The sequence below is a fragment of the Micromonospora antibiotica genome (assembly GCF_017599305.1).
GTDB classification, from domain to species: Bacteria; Actinomycetota; Actinomycetes; order Mycobacteriales; family Micromonosporaceae; genus Micromonospora; species Micromonospora antibiotica.
In genome coordinates this window covers 304,173-324,008 of the sequence record NZ_JAGFWR010000001.1, presented here as the reverse complement: position 1 = coordinate 324,008, position 19,836 = coordinate 304,173, and the positions used below count along the sequence as shown (strand labels likewise).

The following is a 19,836-nucleotide window of genomic DNA, read 5'->3' as shown; positions in this document are numbered from 1 at the left end:
CGCAATGTTTCACGTGCAACAACATCGATGTCGATGACTGGCTAGGCCGGGCGGGCCAGGCCCTCCACCACCCGCGCGCCCGGCAGTGCGCCGAGCGCCGGCCCGGGTAGGGCGATCTTGCTGTGCCGTACGCCGGAGCCGATGATCACGTGCGGGGCGGCGATCACCCGGGCGTCGACCAGGATCGGCCAGGACTCCGGCAGCCCGATCGGGGTGATCCCGCCGTACTCCATCCCGGTCGCCTCCACCGCGTCGGCCATCGGGGCGAAGCTCGCCTTGCGGACGTCCAACGTCCGACGGACCACCCCGTTGACGTCGGCCCGGGTGGTGGCGAGCACCACGCAGGCCGCGTACCGGATCTCGCCCTCCCGCTTGCCGGCGATCACCACACAGTTCGCCGACACGTCCAGCCCCACCTCGTACGCGGCGCAGAAGGCAGCCGTGTCGGCCAGCGTGGCGTCGATCGGTGCGACCAGGACGTCGTCGACGTCGACGGGCGCGTCCGCCGACCACTGCGCCAGGGCGGCGGCCACCGGCGTGGCCAGCAGGTCGGGTCGGGTCCGGGCGGGCTCGGTCTGCAACGTTCCCATCACGGCAGCGATCCTCGCACCCCACCCCACAGGCCGCCCCACCAGGCCACGCATCGGGCCACGCCCACAGTGCGCTGGAGACGACGACGCGCGGCGGCAGCCGGCGGGAGGGCGCGACGGGTCTAGTTGCCGCCGAGGAAGGAGTTCTCCCGCAGGAACGCCCGGTCGTCGGCCGTCGCCGACCGACCGGCCCGCAGTGCCTGTGGCCGGCGGGCCTCCAGATCCTCCATGCCGTGCCGCACGGCGAGGCGGATCACCCCGTACAGGAAGACCAGACCGAAGACGTAGAGCAGCACCGTGACGACGAAGACCAGCATGGCGTCACGGTAGGCAGGACGTGAACCCGTGCCCGGCTCATCTTCGGTCGGGTCGCCCGTACGTGTCGGCCAGGTGATCGGCCCAGGTCCGACGGCCGGTCGGGACGGCGCTCGTGGTCAGCCCACCCGCCCGCAACTCCCGACCCAGCCGCCCCGGCAGGCGCACCGGCAGCAGCGGACGACGGGACCCCCGGGCCACCCGCCAGGCCCGTACCGCGTCGTCGAAGCGGAGGACCTGTGGGCCGCCGTACTCCTGCACACCGGTGAGCGGGCCGGTGGCGAGCAGCTCCGCAAGCCGGGCGGCCACCTCGTGCTGGTCGACCGGCTGGGCCAGCACCGCCGGATCCCCCAGCACCGGCCCGAGCCGGCTCGCCGCCCGCAACAGCCGGTCCAGGAACACCGGGAACTGGGTGGCCCGCAGCACCGTCCACGGCACCGGCCCGGCCGCCACCACCTGCTCCGCCGCCAGCTTCTGCCGGTAGTACGGGATCGGCACCCGGTCCACGCCGACGATCGAGACGTACAGCAGATGGGCCACGCCCGCGTGACCGGCGGCCAGGGCCAACCGGCGGGTGCCCAGCACGTCCACCCGGTGGGTCGGGGCGCCGCCACCCGGGCGGGACGCCAGGTGCAGCACCGCGTCCACCCCGGCGACCGCCTCGGCCCAACCCGGCCCCGGTGGCCAGGTCCGCGACCACCCAGTCCGTCGTCGGATCGTGCCGGGGCCGCCGGCTCGTCGCCCGTACGGTGAAGCCGTCGCTACGCAACCGGGGCAGCACCGCCCGCCCCAACGTCCCGCCGGCACCCGTCACCAGCACCCGCATCCCGTCCCCCTCCACCGACCGCCGACGAACCGACCCGGCGGGAAGAGCACTTGACGGGCCGACCAGCTGACGGGTCGACCACCCGGAATGTGACACCGCCCCGACGGGCCCGGGGCGTCCCGGCCCTCAGGTGAGCAGGTCGACCACGGTCAACGCGAGGAAGAACACCACCACCGCCTCGCTGATGATCCACGAGTGCCGGTCCGCCCAGTCGCGCATCCGGGGCAGCACCCGGTCCGCCCGGTCACCGAGCAGCAGCAACGCCAGCAGCGGCAGGGCCAGCAACAGCAGGGTCAGCAGCATGAACGGCACCAGGTGCCACCACGGCAGGCCGTGCCGGGCGGCGCTCGCCCCCACCGTCACCATCGTCAGGTCGTCGGAGGGCATCACCACGAAGAGCAGCAGGCCCAGCCGGAGCGCGTACCCGAATCCGGCGTGCTGGAGGTGACCCATCCACGTCGGCTCGCCGGAGGAGTGCCGCCGGACGAACACCACCACCGCCAACACCACCAGCAGCCCCAGCACCACCCAGTCGATGACCGTCTCGACCTGGCGGCGACCACCCCCACCACCGCCGGCTGCGCCCTTGACGACCCGGAACACCAGCCAGGCGAGGGTCGTCCCGGCAACCACCACGATCGCCGCACCGGCCAGGAACCCCAGCGACGCCCGGCGGGGCCGGTCGCCGGAGGCGAGGAAGACCGCCGCCACCAACTGCGTACCGGCCACCATCACCACGGCCATCGGCAGGATCGTCAGGAAGTTCATCGCCCACCATCCTCCCGGTCACCCCGGTCGACCAGGCGGGATTCGAGGGATCAGGCGGCCCGCACCCGGCCCGGCACCACCCGGCCGGCGAGCACCGCGCCGAGCAGGGCACAGCCCACCGCCACGGCGAGCGTCCCCGCGTACCCGGCCGGGCCGGGCGTCGTCCCGGCGGCGAGCACCGCACCGGTCAACGCCAGCACCGTGGCGGTGAACAGCGAGTCGGCCAGTTGCAACGACGAACTGTTGCGCCCCTGCTCGTCGGGGGCCGACAGGGCCAGGGTCAACACCGACAGCGACGGGTACGCCAGACCCATCCCCAGGCCCGCCACCGCCCACCCGGCCACCCCGACCGCCACCGGCACCGCCGGCCACACGGCCAGGGTGACCGTGGCCGTGCCCGCAGCCACGCAGGCCAGGCCGAGCCGGGGCAGGGTCGCCGAGGAACGCGGCGCCGGCAACCGACCCTGGAGCCAGGAACCCACCGACCAGGACAGCGCGCCGACGGTCAGCACCAGGCCGGCGGCGGTCGGCGAGAAACCCCGCTGCCGGGACAGCATCAGCGGGATGACCACCTCCGCACCGACGAACGCCGCCGCCGCCAACCCGCGCAGCCCCACCACCGTGGGCAGGCCCCGGGCGGCCCGCAGGAACCCCGCCGGGAGCAGCCTGGGCGCACAGACCCCCAGGCCGGTGAGGGCCACCACCACCAGGATCACGGCGGGCACGCCGCGCTGCTGCCCGCCGTGGTGCAGCAGTGCGGCGCTCACCCCCGCCCCGGCCGCCCAGCCGATCCGGGCCACCGCGCCCGCCGGTGGCCCGGCCGGCGTCGGCCGGGCGAGCGTGCGCAGTCCCGACTCGACCAGCAGCACCGCCGGCAACGCCACCACCGGCACCGCGAGGAAGACCCACCGCCAGCCCAGGTGTTCCACGATCAACCCGGCCACCGCCGGCCCGACCAGCGACGGGATGACCCACGCCGCCGCGAACGCCGCGAAGACCCGCCGCCGCAGCTGCTCCGGGTACGCCTGCCCGACCACCACGTACAGCGCGACGGAGAGCAGCCCGGACCCGAAGCCCTGCACCGCCCGACCGACCACCAGGGTGCCCATCGCGTCGGCGCTCCCGGCGACGAGCAACCCGACGACGAACAGTCCCACCCCGCCCCACATCGGGGCGCGTGGCCCCCGGGCGTCGCACCAGATGCCGGAGAGCACCATGGCCAGCACCCCGGCGGCGAACGAACCGCCGAAGGCGAGCGCGTAGAGACCCAGCCCGTCCAGCGCGCGGGCCACCGTGGGCATCGCGGTGCCCACCGCCAACGCCTCGAAGGCGAGCAGTGACACCAGGGCGACGCTGCCCACCGTCATGGCCCGCAGCCGGGGATCGTAGAGGCGGGCCGCCGGGGCGAGGGTGGCGGTCACCGAACGGCCCCGGCCCGGGGCGGTACGTCAGGCATGGACCCAGCCTGCGACCTGCACCCTGGTTCAGGTCAAGGGTGAGCCCGGTCTCGTCACGCCGACTCCAGGGCCTCCCCGAGCCCCTTGGCCAGTCCCGACAGGTGCTGGTCGGCGAGCAGGTGACCGGCGGTGATCACCAGGGCGAGCGGCCACTCGATGACCTGGAGTGCGGCGAGCACCCCCAACCCGGCGTAGTAGGCGATCTTGTCGGGCGGGGGCACCGCCACCTCGCCCAGCATCGGCACCTCCACCCGTCGGGTGTACGCGCGGACCATCTCGTGACTGCCACTGAGGTGACGCGTGATCGTGCTCATCCCGGCCTCCCTGCCGACTCGTCGGATCGTCAGCCGGATTCCACCGGCACCGCCGTCCATGCCCCGCCACCGGCGGAAACTTCCCCCACCCGGGGGGCATAACGGACGCGGTGCCGGGAAGCCAGGCCGCCTGACGAACGCGGGAGGCACGATGGCGTACGGCGGCAGTGGGCGGGGCCGACGCATCGGCCGTACGCCTCGATGACCACGCTGGGCCGGGTCGCCGGCCGGGTCCTCCCGTCGGTGCCGGTGCCCCCGCTGCTCGGCGGCGCGTCCCGTACCGTCGGACGGCTGGCCCGGGTGGCCGGGCTGACCCGCCGCCGGGTGTGGTCCCGCGACGGCCGGCACCACATCGAGGTGCACGGCGTCTGCCAGGACGGCGGCGACCGGCTGGCCCGGCAGGTCGAGGCGGCGCTGCAACGGCTCCCCGGGGTGGCCTGGGCCCGGGTGAACGCCCCGTCCGGCCGGGTGGTGGTGGCCGTCGGGGAACCGAAACCGAAACTGCGCGACCTGATCGACACGGTGGCCCGGGTCGAACGGGTCTGCCCGCACGAGCCGGACCCGGAGATCCCGCCCCCACATCCGCCGGAGGACGGGCCGCGTACCCCCCGGACCCTCGGTGCGCTCGCCTCCGACGCGCTGGGCCTGACCATCTCCGCCGCCACCCGGATCCTGCCGTTCACCCCGGTGCCGGGGGAGGTGGCCGGCCTGCTCACCGCCGTCGACCTGCACCCCAGGCTGCACGACCTCGCCGGCCGGGGGTTGCGTGCCGACCCGCGCGCCGAGGTGCTGTTCCCGCTCGCCGAGGCGGTCGTGCAGGGCCTCACCGGTGGTTGGGCCGGCATCGTCCTCGACGGCGCGCAACGGATCGTGCAGTGGGGTGAGGCGCGCGCCCAACTCGCCGCCTGGACCCGGGCCGAGCCGGGGCTGACCGGCGACCCGGAGCGTGCCGTGGCCCGCTCACCCGGGGTCCGGCGGCCCTGCCCCCGCCCCGACGGCCCCGTCGAACGGTACGTCTCGACGATGCTCGCCACCGGTGTCGCCGCCGGGGCCGCCGCGTGGCCCGTCGCCGGGCCGAAGCGGGCCGCCGCACTGGGCCTCGCCGCGCTACCCAAGGCCCCCGGCAGTGGCCGCGAAGGGTACGCCGCCCAGCTCGGCCGGGTGCTGGCCCGGCGTGGCGTGATCGCGATGGACCGCAGTGTGCTGCGGGAACTCGACCGGATCGACACGGTGGTGCTGGACGCGACCGTGCTCGGATCGGACCGTGGTGTCCTCGCCGACCTGGCCCCGCTGCCCGGCACCGACACCGGGGAGGTGGCCGGTCAGGCGTTCGCCCTGTTCGACCCCGAGCAGCCCGACGCCGTCCACGAGGCGGACGGTTGGCGGCTCGGCCCCCTGGCCGACCTCGACACCGTCGACCCGGGGGACACCCCCGACAGCGCACGGCTGCGCACGGCGGGCGGCCCGCTGCTCGGCCTCGTCCACCACGGCAGCCTCACCGCCGTCGTCCGGGTCGCACCCGAACCGGCGCCCGGCGTCGATGCGCTACCCACCGCCGCCCGGCACGCCGGCCTGCGGCTGGTGGTCGCCGGCGACGACCCGCAGCGGTACGGCTTCGCCGACGCGGTGCTGCCCGGCGGGGACCGGCTCGTCGAGTCCGTACGTGCCCTGCAACGCGACGGCGCGGTGGTGATGCTGGTCTCCGGCGACCGGACGGCGCTTGCCGCAGCCGACTGCGGGCTCGGGGTGGCCGCTGCCGAGGACCTGCCGCCATGGGGCGCCCACCTGCTCGTCGGCACCGACCTGCGGATCCCGGCGCTGCTGATCGAAGCGGCAGGGGTGGCCCGGCGGATGACCGGGCAGAACATCCGCCTCGCCATGGCCGGCACCGGGCTCGGCGCGCTGGGGGCGTTCACCGCCGCGGTGCCGCAACTGCCCGGCCGCAGCCTCGCCGCCGTCAACGGCGCGGCGGCGCTGGCCTTCGCCAACGGCGTGTGGCGGGCCCGCCGGCTACCCGACCCGGCCGGGGCCCCGGAGTCGGCCACCACCGCCTGGCACCTGATGCCGGTGCCGACGGTGCTGCGCCAACTCGACACCACCCCGGACGGGCTGACCGACGTCGAGGCGCAGCACCGGCACCGCGTCGACCCGGACGTGTCGGGTGGCCCCGTCGGCCTGTTCCGGGCCTTCGTCGACGAATTGGCCAACCCGCTCACACCGGTGCTGGCCGCCGGCGCGGTCCTCTCCGCCGCGTTCGGCTCGTTGGTCGACGCGGCCCTGGTCGGCGGCGTGGTCGGCGGATCGGCGCTGGTCGGGGCGGTGCACCAACGCAACACCGACCGGGCGCTCGCCGAGTTGCTGTCCCGCTCGGCGGTCACCGCACGGGTGCTGCGGGACGGGGCCGAACGGGTGGTCGTCGCCGAGGAACTGGTCCCCGGTGACGTGGTGACCCTCGGCCCCGGGGACGCGGTGCCGGCCGACTGCCGGGTGCTCACCGCCGACGGGTTGGAGGCCGACGAGTCGTCACTGACCGGCGAGTCGTTGCCGGTGACCAAGGGGGCCGCTCCGGTGGTCGCCGCCGCCCTGGCCGACCGGGCCTCGATGCTCTACGAGGGCACCACCATCGCCGCCGGACACGGCACCGCCGTGGTGGTGGCGACCGGTGCGCGGACCGAGTCCGGGCGGAGTCTCGCGCTGGCCCGGCAGTCCCCGCCGGAGAGCGGTGTGGAGGCCCGGCTCGGCACTATCACCCGTTCGGCGATCCCGTTGGCCGCCGCGTCGGCGATCGCGGTGGCCGGGGCGGGGCTGCTGCGGGGCGTACCGCTGCGGCAGACGGCGGCGACCGCCGCGAACCTGGCCGTGGCGTCGGTGCCGGAAGGGCTGCCGTTCCTGGTCAGCGCGGCGCAACTGGCCGCCGCGCGACGACTGGCCGAACACGGCGCGCTGGTCCGCAACCCCCGCACCATCGAGGCGCTGGGCCGGGTGGACGTGCTCTGCTTCGACAAGACCGGCACCCTCACCGAGGGCAGGCTGCTGCTCGCCGGGGTCGGCGACGACGGCCGGTTCGCCGATCTGCACGGCCTCGACGACGGGTTGCGCCGGATCCTCGCCGCCGGGCTACGCGCCACCCCGTACGCGGACGATCCGCAGGTGTTGCCGCAGCACACCGACCGGGCGGTCAGGTATGGCGCACGGCAGGCCGGGGTGACCGAGCAGACCGGCGCGTCCGGCTGGGCGGCGGTCGGCGGGTTGCCGTTCGAGCCGTCCCGGGGTTACCACGCCACCGTCGGCCGGACCACCGACGGGCTGCTGCTCAGCGTGAAGGGTGCCCCGGAGACGGTGCTGCCCCGCTGTGGTGCGTGGCGGCTGCCGGGCGGCCGGGACGAGCCGTTGGACGCCGCACGCCGGGACCGGCTGCACACCGCGCTCGCCGACCGGGCCGGGGCGGGTCACCGGATCCTCGCCGTGGCGGAGTGCCGGGCCGGTGCCGAGGCGGTCACCGACGACGAGGTGCGCGGGCTGGTCTTCGTCGGTTTCCTCGCCCTCGCCGACGGGGTACGCGAGAGCGCCGCCCCGGCGGTCCGCCGGATCCGGCAGGCCGGCGTGCACACCATCATGATCACCGGGGACCATCCGGCCACCGCCGAGGCGATCGCGTCGGCCATCAGCCCGGAAACCGACGGCCAACGGGTGGTCACCGCCACGGAGCTGGACGAGTTGGACGACGCGGCGCTGGGTGAGCGGCTGGGCCGTACCGACGTGGTGGCCCGGTGCACCCCGGCGCACAAGGTACGGATCATCCAGGCGTTGCAGAAGTGCGGGCGTACCGTGGCGATGACCGGTGACGGCGCCAACGACGCCCCGGCGATCCGGCTGGCCGACGTGGGCATCGCCCTCGGCCAACGGGGCACCCCGGCCGCCCGTGCCGCCGCCGACCTGGTGGTCACCGACGACCGGTTGGAGACCATCATCGCCACCCTGGTCGAGGGCCGGGCCATGTGGTCGTCGGTACGCCACGCGCTGAGCATCCTGGTCGGCGGCAACCTCGGCGAGATCGCGTTCAGCGTGCTCAGCGCCGCCGTCACCGGCCGGTCGGCGCTCAACGGCCGGCAGCTGCTCCTGGTCAACCTGCTCACCGACCTGGCACCGGCGCTGGCCATCGCGGTCCGGCCGCCCGACGCCGACCACGCCGACGGGTTGCTCCGCGAAGGACCGGACGCCTCCCTCGGCGGCACCATGACCCGCGAGATCGGGCTCCGCGCCGCCGCCACCACCCTCGGGGCGACCGCCGGCTGGACGGTGGCCCGGTGGACCGGCCGGGAACGACGGGCCGGCACGGTGGCCCTGGTCTCGCTGGTCGGCACCCAACTGGGGCAGACCGTCCTCGCCGGGGGCACCAGCCCGACGGTGCTCGCGTCGACCGCCGCCTCGGTCGGGGTACTCGCGGCCGTGGTGCAGACCCCCGGGGTGAGCCAGTTCTTCGGCTGCACCCCGCTCGGCCCGGTGGGCTGGGGCATCGCCGCCGGTTCGGCGCTCGGCGCGACCTTCGCCAACGGCGCACTGACCCGCCTGGTGGAGCGCCTGCCGGGCCCGCCCACCCGCTGACCCCGCCGCCACCCGCCCGCCGCTGCCCGCCCGCCGCCAGCGCCCGCCGCCTGCCCGCCGCCACCGCAAGATCGTGCTCGAACCACGATGTAGTGGCATCCTGCGGCTGAATGACCACTACTTCCTTGTTGTTGCGCGGCTCGCCGCCAGCCGAGTGACCACTACATGCTTAATGTGCGTGGCTGGCCGTGGGGATGTGCCCGGGGTCAGGGTGCGGGTGGGGACCAGGTGGCGGCGGCGCGGCCCAACCGGTCGTTGATCGCCCGGCCGACCCCCTCGTCGGGGGCCGGTTCGGCGAGGATCTCGGTCACCCCGGCCGCATCCAGCCGGTGCAGCGCGTCGAAGAGCCGGGCGGCCGCTTCGGTCACGTCACCGGCGGGTGACAGCACCTCAACCGCCGCGTAACCGGCCGCCGGGCCCTCCCGGAAGGCCAGGAAGCCCCGTCGGACCCCGTCGGCCGGTGCCGGCACCGCGCCCGCCACCACCCGCAACGGGGTACGCGGCGCGTAGTGCGCGGCCAACGTCCCCGGGGCGACCGGCTGCCCGGAGCTGCCCTGCCGGACGGTCACCGGGCCGACCGCCGCGACGAGTTCCTCGATGGCGAGCGCCCCGAGCCGCAGCACCACCGGGTGGGGGCCGCGCGCGTCCACGATGGTCGACTCGATTCCGCACCGGGTGGGGCCGCCGTCGAGCACCACGTCGACCGCCGCACCGAGCCCTCGGACGACGTGTTCGGCGCGGGTGGGGCTGAGCTGCCCGAACCGGTTGGCACTCGGTGCGGCCACGGGCACTCCGGCGGCCCGGATCAACGCGCGGGCGGACGCCTCGTCGGGCACCCGTACGGCCATCGTGTCGAGACCGGAGGTGACGATCGGCGGGATCACGGCCGGCCGGTCCACGATCAGGGTGAGCGGTCCCGGCCAGAACCGCTCGGCCAGCGCTGCGACGGTGGGGGGCAGCGCGCCGACGAGCGCCGGCAGGTCGGTGGCGTCAGCCAGGTGGGTGATCAGCGGATCGAAGCTGGGCCGGGCCTTCGCTTCGAAGATCCGCGCCGCGGCCCGGGCGTCCAGCGCGTTCGCGCCGAGCCCGTAGACCGTTTCGGTGGGGAAGGCCACCAGGCCGCCGGCCCGCAGCACCTCGGCGGCCTCGGCGATGCCGTGCGCGGCGGGCAGGACACGGGGAGCGCCAGTGGTCACACCCCGACGCTAGCCTGCCGCCCCGGCCTGGCCCGGTGCGGGTGGCGGTCGTCCCCGCGAGGGTCGTGCGGGGTGACGTCCGCGACGGCAGGCGAGCGCCGGGGTGGGGTCACTGCGCAGCTCCGCACCGGCGGACGGCAGGTCGTCCTCCTCCTGCGCCCAGCCGAGGTCGGCGGCGCGTAGCTCGGCGACCGCGTGGTAGGTCACGACTGCCCCCCGTTGCCGCGACGCCAGGGCTCGGGTGCCAACCGGTCCGTTCCGCGCGTTCGGTCTCGTGGGGGGAGAATTGCGGGCATGCTCCGCTCGCCGCGCGCCCTCCTGCTGGACTTCGGTGGCGTCCTGGCCGACGCGCCTCCGCAGCCACCCGCTCCACCGGAACTTGTCCGGCGGCTGTCCCAGCTCGTCGGTGGCGTGGTGGCGGACCAACAGATCGCCGCCGACCTGACCGAAGGCGCACGACGCTACTCGGCCTGGCGTGACGACGCGGGCCGGACAGCCGACCCGGTGGAGCTGTCCCACTCCCGGGTCTGGGCGGAGTTCGTCACCGGCTCGTGGCCCGGACCGGCCCGCGACGCCGTCGACCGTGAGGCGACCCCCCTGTCGTACGCCTGGACGTGGCGGGCGGACTGGGCGGTGCGCCCGGGGATCCCCGAGGCGCTCCGGGCGGCCACCGCGGCGGGCCTTCCGCTGGCCGTGGTGAGCAACACCCTCTGCGGTGCCGCGCACCGGGACTTCCTCGCCGCTGTCGGGCTCGCCGGTTCGTTCGCCGCCCAGCTCTACAGCGACGAGGCTGGCCCCCGGAAGCCCAACCCGCGACTGGCGCTGCTGGCGGCAGACGCCGTCGGGGTGCCGATCGACCGCTGCTGGTTCGTCGGCGACACTCTCGGCCGGGACGTCGAGGGTGCCCGCCGGGCCGGCGCGGGAGCGGCGATCCTGATGCGTTCCCCGCGCACCGACCGGGAACCCCCGCAACCCGCCGTCGTTCCTGACGCCCGGATCGAGGACGGCCACGGTCTGCTCGCGCTGTTGCGTCAGGCCCGGGGCTCCGTCGACTGAGGACGTCCGCCCGCATCGTGGAGGTGCGGAGTGGCCGGGAGCTCCACCCGTTCTGGCGGGGTCAGCCGTGGCCATCGACTGGTGGCAGGAGCTTCACCGCCGGGCCGCCGTCGGTCCACCTCGGCCCGGCGGGCAGTGTTCCGGCGCAGGGTGCAACGGTGTTCGACCCGGTTGGCTGCCGGTCCTGACCGGAGCCACGCTCCGGTGGCCCGATCACCAAGCTAGGCCTGCGGTATCGCATCGTCCACCGACGACGCCCCCGCCACTCGGTGGACGGTGACCACGGCGTCGATCGGCAGTGCCGCGTAGACGTGCGGGAAGGGCCCACCGTCGGGGGCGTCCTCCCAGCGCACCGCCGCACCGAGCAGCCGGGTGTCGAGAGCGGCGACCACGAGCGTCGGCTCCTGCGCGAAGAACCGCAGCGCGGTCGCGGCCACCTGCTCACGCGAGGAGCAGTGGATGAAACCGCTGCTGTGGTCGAGCGGCGAGCCGTCGAAGCGGCCGGCGGCCTCGAATCCGGCCCACTCGGCGGGCAGCAGGATCTTGTAAATCAGCACAGCTCAGGGTGGCAGACGTCGGAGTGATCCGCAGCCACCACGGTTCGCCGGCTATCGGGCACGACTGTTCACCCGAGCACACTGCACGTGCTCTCGGGATCGTCATGTCGTCCGGACGGGATGACTGCGCCTACACACCCCGTCGCCAGGGCAGACGGTCGTGGTGGGTGCCCTGGCGCCGTCGCCGGACTTCTCACCGGAGCCCGGGGTGGCAGGGGTGCGGCAGGCGCTCGCGCTGACCTTTTCCAGGTGGTCGGAGTCGGCTTTGACGGTGTGGACGTGCCAGGGCTCGTCGCTGGGGCCGCGTACCCAGACCTTGTTTTGCAGGGGCGTAGCAGCACTCGGTGCTGTTCTTCTCCAGGGTGATCAGGCCTGATGCGGTGAGGCGTCGAGCGGCGGCGTCGACCTCCCCGGTGGTGGACACCTCGACGCCCAGATGGCCCAGCACGGTTCTGTGCCCACCGGACACCTGTTGATCTTCACGGGCCATGACGCCTGGTCAAGGGTGATGCTGGTGGAGCCCAGGGGACTCGAACCCCTAACCCCTGCCTTGCAAAGGCAGTGCTCTGCCAGTTGAGCTAGGGCCCCCGGGCGGGCCGGGCCGCCGGGTGCTGGCCGGAGCCGGACCGGTCAGCGCAGGTCGGGCGAGGTGGTCGCCTCGTGCCAGAGGGCGCGCTCGTCGTTGGAAGCCTTGACCTTCTTGGCCACCACGGCGGCGACACCGATGATGCCGACCAGGAACAGCAGCTTCTTGAACATGGGGCGACCCCTCGCGCTCGACTCGACTGCTCGCCGGAACTGTGTGCGGTGGGGCTAGCTGGAATCGAACCAGCGACCTCAGAGTTATCAGCTCTGCGCTCTAACCGACTGAGCTATAGCCCCGCGTAGCGACGAGCAAGGTTAACCCATCGCATCGTCCGCTCCCAAATCGGGGTGGCCGGTGCGCCCGCGCCTTCCCGACCGTACCGGCCACCCCTGATCGGGGCGAGCCGTTTACCCCGGTCGGGCGATCGGAACTCCCCTCCAACCCCGCCGCAGCGGCAGCGGAGCGGCTCCCACACCGCCGCATCCCCCCGGGAGCGAGGGGCGGGGACGGCTGGTGGTGGGCGGGTGGGTGGGAAAGCACGACGCCGGGGTGACCGCGGTAGGCGGCACCCCGGCGTCGGGTCGAATCAGTCGCGCTCGGCGAGCGTCAACTCGATCCCGCCGACCAGGTCGGCACAGACGTTGTAGACGAACGCGCCGAGGGTGGCCAGCGCGGTGAACAGCACCACGTTGACCAGCCCGATCAGGGCGGAGGTGAGGATGACGCCCTTGGCGGTGATCTGGAAGCCACCGTCGGCGCCCTGCCCGCCGCTCGCGCTGACCAGGTCAGTCAAGCTGTCGTTGACGCTCTGGAAGACACCCATCGCGTCCAGCGCGAGATAGAGCACCGAGGTCGCCACGACCACCACGATGAACAGGACGACGGAGACCGCGAAAGCGAACTTCATCACGGACCACGGGTCGATCCGCTTGAGGTTCAGCCGGGCGCGGCGCGGCCCCCGGGAGGCAGCGGAACTGACCGAGGTACGCGCGGCGCGTACCGCGTCACCCACCCGGGCGGCTCCGACGGCCGCCGGGCCACCGAGGCCCGGTGGCAGCCCACCGCCGTTGGCCGGCCGGGTGTTACCCGCGCCCCCGCCCGCGCCGGTACGCCCGGTGTCCGGGGACGGCCGGAACCCGCCGCCGATCTTCGGCTGGGTGCCGGTCGTGGACGGGGAGGCGGCTGCCCCCAGTGAGATCGGCTGTGTCGTGTTGCTCGACCTGGCCGTGGTGGCCACCGGCTGGGTGGCGGAGGACGGCGCGTCGGTGCCCGTCGGCTGGGGTTGCTCGGTCGTCCCCGAGTCCTCACCCGGCTTGTCCGGCGGCGGTGCCATGCCGGGTGCCCGGGTGAACTTCGGGGCAGGCGCGTCGGCGGGGACGGTCGCCCGGCCCACCGCGGCGCGGCCGGCGGGGGTTGTGCCGCTCTTGGCGGCCTCCTCGTCGACCGGGGTGGCCGAGGTCCCCTTGTTCCCCGACTTCGCCTGTGTCTCCGTCATTCAACTAGTCCTGTTCGTCAGGCTCGTCGGCATTGCGAGCAATCGCCACGATAGTCACGCCGTCCGGGAGGTCCATCAGCTTGACCCCCATTGTGTTCCGGTCACGGGTACGGCGTACAGGCTTCACCGGAGTCCGGATGACGCCGCCGTTGCTGGTGATCGCGAACAGCTCGTCGTCCGGGTCGATCACGACCGCGCCGACCAGACCACCGCGGCGCTCGGTGATCTTCGCAGTCAACACGCCCTTACCTCCCCGACCCTGGACGGGGTATTCCTCGATGGGGGTACGTTTCGCGTATCCCCCGTTCGTGGCCACCAGGACGTCCAGGCCCTCCCGGACGACCTCCATGGCCAGCAGGACGTCGTCGTCGGTGAAGCGCATGCCGATCACACCCGAGGTGGCCCGGCCCATCGGGCGCAGCGCCTCGTCGGAGGCGTTGAACCGGATCGCCTGGGCCTTCTTGGAGACGAGCAGCAGGTCCTGCTCCGGCGCCGCGAGGACGGCACCGACCAGCTCGTCCTCATCGCGCAGGTTGATCGCGATGACGCCGCCGGACCGGTTGGAGTCGAACTCCTCAAGTCGGGTCTTCTTCACCAGGCCGTTTCTCGTGGCCAGTACCAGGTAGGGGGCCACCTGGTAGTTCGGGATTTCGATGATCTGCGCGATCTGCTCGTCCGGCTGGAAGGCGAGCAGGTTGGCCACGTGTTGGCCCTTGGCCACCCTACTGGCCTCGGGCAACTCGTACGCCTTGGCCCGGTACACGCGGCCCTTGTTGGTGAAGAACAAAATCCAGTCGTGCGTGGAGCATACGAAGAAGTGGCTGACAATGTCGTCCTGCCGCAGGGTCGCGCCGCTCACGCCCTTGCCGCCGCGCCGCTGGGAGCGGTAGAGGTCGACCTTGGTGCGCTTGGCGTACCCGGTGCGGGTGATGGTCACCACCACGTCCTCACGGGCGATCAGGTCCTCCATCGAGACCTCGCCGTCGAACGGGATGATCTTCGTACGCCGCTCGTCGCCCCACTTCGCGACGATCTCGCTCAGCTCCTCGGAGACGATCTTCCGCTGCCGCTCCGGCTTGGCGAGGATGTCCTTGAGGTCGGCGATCTCCAGTTCGAGCTTGGCCAGGTCGTCCAGGATCCGCTGCCGTTCCAGGGCGGCCAGCCGGCGCAGCTGCATGTCCAGGATCGCGGTCGCCTGGATCTCGTCGATCTCCAGCAGCCGGATCAGGCCCTGCCGGGCGTCGTCGACGGTGGGCGAGCGCCGGATCAGGGCGATCACCTCGTCCAGCGCGTCCAGCGCCTTGGACAGACCGCGCAGGATGTGCGCCCGCTCCTCGGCCTTGCGCAGCCGGAACGCGGTCCGCCGCCGGATCACCTCGATCTGGTGCTCGACGTAGTAGCGGAGGAACTGGGCCAGGTTGAGCGTGCGCGGCACCCCGTCGACCAGGGCCAGCATGTTGGCGCCGAAGGTCTCCTGGAGCTGGGTGTGCTTGTAGAGGTTGTTCAGCACCACCTTGGCGACCGCGTCGCGCTTGAGCACCAGCACGATCCGCATGCCGGTACGCCCGGAGGACTCGTCCCGGATGTCGGCGATGCCGGCGAGCTTGCCCTCCTTGATCAGCTCGGCGATCCGCTCGGCCAGGTTGTCCGGGTTGACCTGGTAGGGCAGCTCGCTGACGACGAGCGCCGGCCGGCCCCGCTTGTCCTCCTCGACCTCCACCACCGCACGCATCCGGATGGACCCGCGACCGGTCCGGTACGCGTCCTGGATGGCGGACTGACCGACGATCAACCCGTGGGTGGGGAAGTCCGGACCCTTGACGATCTCCAGCAGCGCTTCGAGCGTGGTCGCCTCGTCGGCCTCCGGGTTCTCCAGGCACCACTGCACCGCCGCGCCGATCTCGCGCAGGTTGTGCGGCGGGATCTTGGTGGCCATCCCGACCGCGATGCCCTCGGAGCCGTTGACCAGCAGGTTGGGGATGCGCGACGGCAGGATGGTGGGCTCCTTGGCCCGGCCGTCGTAGTTGTCCTGGAGGTCGACGGTGTCCTCGTCGATGTCCCGCAGCATCTCCATCGCCAGCGGGTCCAGCTTGCATTCGGTGTTGTGGCTGACGAACCCGTCGGAGACGAAGGAGTGGTCCTCGGTGTCCACCCGGACGCTGTAGACCGGCTGCACGCCCGCATCGGCGACCTCGGCGACCTCGGCGTAGTAGAACCGCCCGTCGACCAACGGCTCGACGACGTCGAGCACCTCGGTGTTGGTGATCCGGGCGGCGATCTCGTCTCGGTCCCGCTCCCAACGCTCGATCCGGTCGACGTTGTGCCGACGCAGCCAGTCCCGCTCGGTCCAGCGGGCCGCGCCGTGCTCCCGGATGAAGTCGCCGACCAGCGGAACATGGTCGCTGGACAGCGCCGTGCTGCTCGCCGGCACCTGAGCCAGCTCGGACTCCAGCTTGGCCTGCTTACGGCCGAGGAAGCCGACATGGGCGGCGAAGATCCGGGCATCGCGATGGTTGGTCACCACGACCTTGATCTCGCCGTCGTCGTACCGGGTCTGCCGGCTGATCACGCCGAACTCCAGCAGGAGCTGCTGCACCTCGCGGGCCAGCCGCTCGCTCCGGGTCGAGTACGAGACCTGGATGGTGTTGCGGGGCAGCAGCGAGGACGACCCGTCGCCCTCGAAGAGCGCCTGGAGGAACGCCCGCTTGATCGCGGCCGGCCCCTGCCAGACGAACTCGGGCACGAACTTCGCGGCGCTGCGCGCACCGACCAGCTCGCCGAGGATGCTGGCGCGCAACGCCGACAGGTCCTGGACGTCCAGCTCGTGCAGGGTGCTGCCCGAGGCGATCACCCGCTCGCTGACGTACCGGGGGCCACCGACGGCCAGGTCGTAGGCGGCGACGACGCGCAGGAAGTAGTCCCGGTCCACGTTGTTGAAGCCCGCGCGGGCCGCCGAGACCCAGCCCTCCGACACGAACGCACCGGCGAGCACGGCCGCCTCGACGTGCTCCAGCATCGGGTAGCCGATCTCGTCCGGCACCGTCCGCTGGAGCACCACCCGGTCGCCCGGGGAGAGCTCGGCGAGCAGCTTCCACAGCAGGGTCGGCACCCCGGCCACGTCCACCAGGCAGAGCACCGGGTGGTTGTGGGTGCCGGTCAGCTCGTACCCTTCGCGGGTGCGCAGCCGCAGCGTCGGGTGCTCGCCGGAGTGGAAGAACCTCGACGCGCGGACCAGGTCGCCGTTGCGGTCGCGGACCTTGAGGTCGACATCGGTCTCGCTGCTCGGCGCAGCACCCGGCACGATGTCGCCGATCCGAATGCTGCCGTCCACCGTACGAATCCGGACGTCAGCGGTCAGGCAGTAGCGCATCGCGGCAGCCGGGTCGTTACCGGGCGAGCCGAAGTTGCCGTTGCCGTCGACCAGGGGGTAGCGCAGCGCCCAGGGCTGGGCCATCCGGACCAGCGCGTCATAGATGGCCGAGTCGCCGTGCGGGTGGAACTGCCCCATCACGTCGCCGACGACCCGGGAGCACTTCACGTAGCCCCGGTCCGGCCGGTAACCCGAGTCGTACATGGCGTAGAGGATCTTGCGGTGGACCGGCTTGAGCCCGTCCCGGACGTCCGGCAGTGCCCGCCCGACGATCACGCTCATCGCGTAGTCGAGGTACGAGCGCTGCATCTCGACCTCGAGCCCGACCGGCTCGATCCGGTCGTGCTGGACGACCGCCGCGAGTGGTGTCTCGGGGGTCTCCGGCTCGTTCGGGGTGGACTCGGGAGTATCGGTCACTGTTAACCCTTATCAGACTCAGAGTCGTGTTCGTGCTGTGGATAACGCTGTGGAAACCGGCCAGGCTGTGGATAACCCGGTGGACGGCGGCCGACCGGTGCGGCACCGGTCGGCCGGCCCGTCAGATGTCGAGGAACCGCACGTCCTTGGCGTTGCGCTGGATGAACGAGCGGCGGGCCTCGACGTCCTCACCCATCAGCACGCTGAACAGCTCGTCGGCGGTGGCGGCGTCGTCGAGGGTGACCTGACGCAGGGTCCGGGTGGCCGGGTTCATCGTGGTCTCCCACAGCTCGGGATAGTTCATCTCGCCGAGACCCTTGAACCGCTGGATGTCGTCCGGCTTGGCGTTGGGCTTCTTCTGCTGGCGCAGCGCGATCAGCCCGTCGCGTTCCCGGTCGGAGTACGCGTACTGGGCGTCGTCGCCCTTCTTGTTCCACTTGATCTTGTAGAGCGGCGGGGCGGCCAGGTAGACGTGACCCAGCTCGACCAGCGGACGCATGAAGCGGAACAGCAGGGTGAGCAGGAGGGTCTGGATGTGCTGGCCGTCGACGTCGGCGTCGGCCATCAGCACCACCTTGTGGTACCGCAGCTTCTCCATGTCGAAGTCGTCGTGGATGCCGGTGCCCAGCGCGGTGATCAGCGCCTGGACCTCGTTGTTCTTGAGCACCCGGTCGATCCGGGCCTTCTCCACGTTGAGGATCTTGCCGCGGATCGGCAGGATCGCCTGGGTACGCGGGTCGCGCCCCTGCTTGGCCGAGCCGCCGGCCGAGTCGCCCTCGACGATGAACACCTCGGACTCGCGCGGGTCGGTGGACTGGCAGTCGGCCAGCTTGCCGGGCATCGAGCCCGACTCCAGCAGCGACTTACGCCGGGCCAGCTTGCGCGCCTGCTGGGCGGCGATCCGGGCCCGGGCCGCCTGGGACGCCTTCTGGATGATCGTCTTGGCCTCGGCCGGGTTCCGGTCGAACCAGTCGACCAGCCGGTCGTTGCAGACCCGCTGCACGAAGCTCTTGACCGGGGTGTTGCCCAGCTTGGTCTTGGTCTGGCCCTCGAACTGCGGGTTGGCCAGCTTGACCGAGATGATCGCGGCAAGGCCCTCGCGGATGTCCTCGCCGGAGAGCTTCTCGTCGCCCTTGAGCAGCTTCTTGTCCGCGCCGTAGCGGTTGACCACGCTGGTCAGCGCGGCCCGGAAGCCCTCCTCGTGGGTGCCGCCCTCGTGCGTGTTGATCGTGTTGGCGAAGGTGTAGACCGACTCGCCGTACGACTCGTTCCACTGCATGGCGATCTCGACCGACATGCCTTCTTCTTCGGCGGCGAACTCGACCACCGTCTTGTGCATCGGGTTCTTGGAGGCGTTGAGGTGCCGGACGAAGTCCGCGATGCCGCCCTCGTAGTAGAAGGTGACCTCGCGGGGCTTGCCCTCCTCGCCCTCGGCGACCCGCTCGTCGAGCAGGTGGATGGAGAGGGCCCGGTTGAGGAAGGCCATCTCCTGGAGCCGGCGGTAGATGGTCTGGAAGTCGAAGTCGACCGTCTCGAAGACGTCCGGGTCCGGCCAGAAGGAGACCGCCGAGCCGGTGCGGTCGGTGGTCTCGCCCTTCTCCAGCGCGTCGGGCTTGGAGTTGTGGTATTTCTGCCGCCAGACGAAGCCGGACTTGTGGATCTCGACGGCCATCCGGGTGGAGAGGGCGTTCACCACGGAGACGCCGACACCGTGCAGACCGCCGGAGACCGCGTACGCCTTGCCGTCGAACTTGCCGCCCGCGTGCAGCACGGTCAGCGCGACCTCGACACCCGGCTTCTTGAGCTTGGGGTGCAGGTCGACCGGGAAGCCACGGCCGTTGTCGGTCACCCGGACCCCGCCGTCGGCGAGCAGCACCACGTCGATGGTGTCGCAGTGGCCGGCGAGCGCCTCGTCGACCGCGTTGTCCACGACCTCCCACACCAGGTGGTGCAGGCCACGCTCGCCGGTGGACCCGATGTACATGCCGGGCCGCTTGCGGACCGCCTCCAGCCCTTCGAGGACGGTGATCGACTCTGCGCCGTACTCCTGCTTGTCCTGCGCTGCCACCCTCGGCCACTTTCTCGCACCGCCCGCGCCGGGGCGCGGGTGCGCGGGTTCGGCGGACAGGACACGACGTCGGCGCACACGGGCGGCGGCCCCGCAGGGCGGTCGCGGATCGTGCGCGCCGGTCGCCGCGGTTGCCCGCGGATCGCGATCGGCCAGACCCGACCCGGGACGTTGATCAAGGGCCGGTGAGGGCCCCTGTCCGTCGCACCGCGTCAG

The 19,836-nt window shown here is 72.7% G+C and carries 15 protein-coding genes and 2 tRNA genes; 2 read left to right on the top strand and 15 right to left on the bottom strand.

The genetic code is table 11. From position 1 onward, the window contains the following. Window positions 1-41: 41 nt before the first annotated feature. The 6 genes from JQN83_RS01490 to JQN83_RS01465 all read right to left on the bottom strand — a co-directional run bounded on the left by JQN83_RS01490 (window position 42) and on the right by JQN83_RS01465 (window position 4,330). Window positions 42-590, bottom strand: coding sequence for a YbaK/EbsC family protein (locus JQN83_RS01490; RefSeq protein WP_208565193.1), 549 nt, complete (start codon window positions 588-590; stop codon window positions 42-44). Window positions 591-712: 122 nt separating this feature from the next. Continuing rightward, window positions 713-907 (bottom strand): hypothetical protein, encoded by a 195-nt coding sequence (locus tag JQN83_RS01485; RefSeq protein WP_208565192.1) that lies wholly within the window; start codon window positions 905-907, stop codon window positions 713-715. 37 nt (window positions 908-944) lie between these two features. Then, entirely contained in the window at window positions 945-1,544 is a 600-nt protein-coding gene (locus JQN83_RS01480; RefSeq protein ID WP_307798947.1) for an SDR family oxidoreductase, read from the bottom strand. Between the two features lie 313 nt (window positions 1,545-1,857). Then, the gene (locus tag JQN83_RS01475; RefSeq protein ID WP_208565191.1) at window positions 1,858-2,499 is read right to left on the bottom strand and encodes a GAP family protein; all 642 of its coding nucleotides are present in this window, start codon (window positions 2,497-2,499) and stop codon (window positions 1,858-1,860) included. A gap of 50 nt (window positions 2,500-2,549) precedes the next feature. Next, window positions 2,550-3,920 carry an MFS transporter gene (locus JQN83_RS01470; RefSeq protein WP_307798946.1) on the bottom strand — a complete coding sequence of 457 codons (1,371 nt, stop codon included), beginning with the start codon at window positions 3,918-3,920 and terminating at the stop codon, window positions 2,550-2,552. 89 nt (window positions 3,921-4,009) lie between these two features. Next, complete coding sequence (locus tag JQN83_RS01465; RefSeq protein ID WP_255597794.1) at window positions 4,010-4,330, bottom strand: hypothetical protein; 321 nt, start codon at window positions 4,328-4,330, stop codon at window positions 4,010-4,012. 141 nt (window positions 4,331-4,471) lie between these two features. On the opposite strand from JQN83_RS01465, the gene JQN83_RS01460 reads away from it, so the two are divergent. Then, window positions 4,472-8,875, top strand: a complete 4,404-nt coding sequence (locus tag JQN83_RS01460) for a cation-translocating P-type ATPase (protein WP_208565190.1) — start codon at window positions 4,472-4,474, stop codon at window positions 8,873-8,875. A gap of 206 nt (window positions 8,876-9,081) precedes the next feature. Here the strand turns inward: JQN83_RS01460 and JQN83_RS01455 are convergent, their stop codons facing one another. Further along, window positions 9,082-10,047, bottom strand: a complete 966-nt coding sequence (locus JQN83_RS01455) for an L-threonylcarbamoyladenylate synthase (RefSeq protein ID WP_208565798.1) — start codon at window positions 10,045-10,047, stop codon at window positions 9,082-9,084. A 33-nt stretch (window positions 10,048-10,080) separates the two neighbouring features. Beyond that, window positions 10,081-10,278 carry a hypothetical protein gene (locus tag JQN83_RS01450; protein ID WP_208565189.1) on the bottom strand — a complete coding sequence of 66 codons (198 nt, stop codon included), beginning with the start codon at window positions 10,276-10,278 and terminating at the stop codon, window positions 10,081-10,083. Between the two features lie 87 nt (window positions 10,279-10,365). On the opposite strand from JQN83_RS01450, the gene JQN83_RS01445 reads away from it, so the two are divergent. Continuing rightward, entirely contained in the window at window positions 10,366-11,127 is a 762-nt protein-coding gene (locus tag JQN83_RS01445; protein WP_208565188.1) for an HAD family hydrolase, read from the top strand. A gap of 221 nt (window positions 11,128-11,348) precedes the next feature. Here JQN83_RS01445 and JQN83_RS01440 read toward each other — a convergent pair whose 3' ends face one another. The 7 genes from JQN83_RS01440 to gyrB form a co-directional block, all read right to left on the bottom strand. Beyond that, window positions 11,349-11,684: a DUF952 domain-containing protein gene (locus JQN83_RS01440; protein WP_208565187.1), complete on the bottom strand. Its 336-nt coding sequence runs from the start codon at window positions 11,682-11,684 to the stop codon at window positions 11,349-11,351. Between the two features lie 512 nt (window positions 11,685-12,196). Continuing rightward, a tRNA-Ala gene (locus JQN83_RS01435) sits at window positions 12,197-12,272 on the bottom strand. Window positions 12,273-12,314: 42 nt separating this feature from the next. Beyond that, on the bottom strand, window positions 12,315-12,443 hold the full coding sequence (locus tag JQN83_RS32680; RefSeq protein ID WP_218108253.1) for a DLW-39 family protein: 129 nt from the start codon (window positions 12,441-12,443) through the stop codon (window positions 12,315-12,317). A 49-nt stretch (window positions 12,444-12,492) separates the two neighbouring features. Then, window positions 12,493-12,566 (bottom strand) — tRNA-Ile (locus tag JQN83_RS01430). A gap of 290 nt (window positions 12,567-12,856) precedes the next feature. After that, window positions 12,857-13,765 carry a DUF3566 domain-containing protein gene (locus JQN83_RS01425; RefSeq protein WP_208565186.1) on the bottom strand — a complete coding sequence of 303 codons (909 nt, stop codon included), beginning with the start codon at window positions 13,763-13,765 and terminating at the stop codon, window positions 12,857-12,859. Between the two features lie 4 nt (window positions 13,766-13,769). After that, the gene (gene gyrA / locus JQN83_RS01420; protein WP_208565185.1) at window positions 13,770-17,552 is read right to left on the bottom strand and encodes an intein-containing DNA gyrase subunit A; all 3,783 of its coding nucleotides are present in this window, start codon (window positions 17,550-17,552) and stop codon (window positions 13,770-13,772) included. Window positions 17,553-17,673: 121 nt separating this feature from the next. Beyond that, the gene (gene gyrB, locus JQN83_RS01415) at window positions 17,674-19,620 is read right to left on the bottom strand and encodes a DNA topoisomerase (ATP-hydrolyzing) subunit B (RefSeq protein ID WP_208565184.1); all 1,947 of its coding nucleotides are present in this window, start codon (window positions 19,618-19,620) and stop codon (window positions 17,674-17,676) included. Window positions 19,621-19,836: the final 216 nt, after the last annotated feature.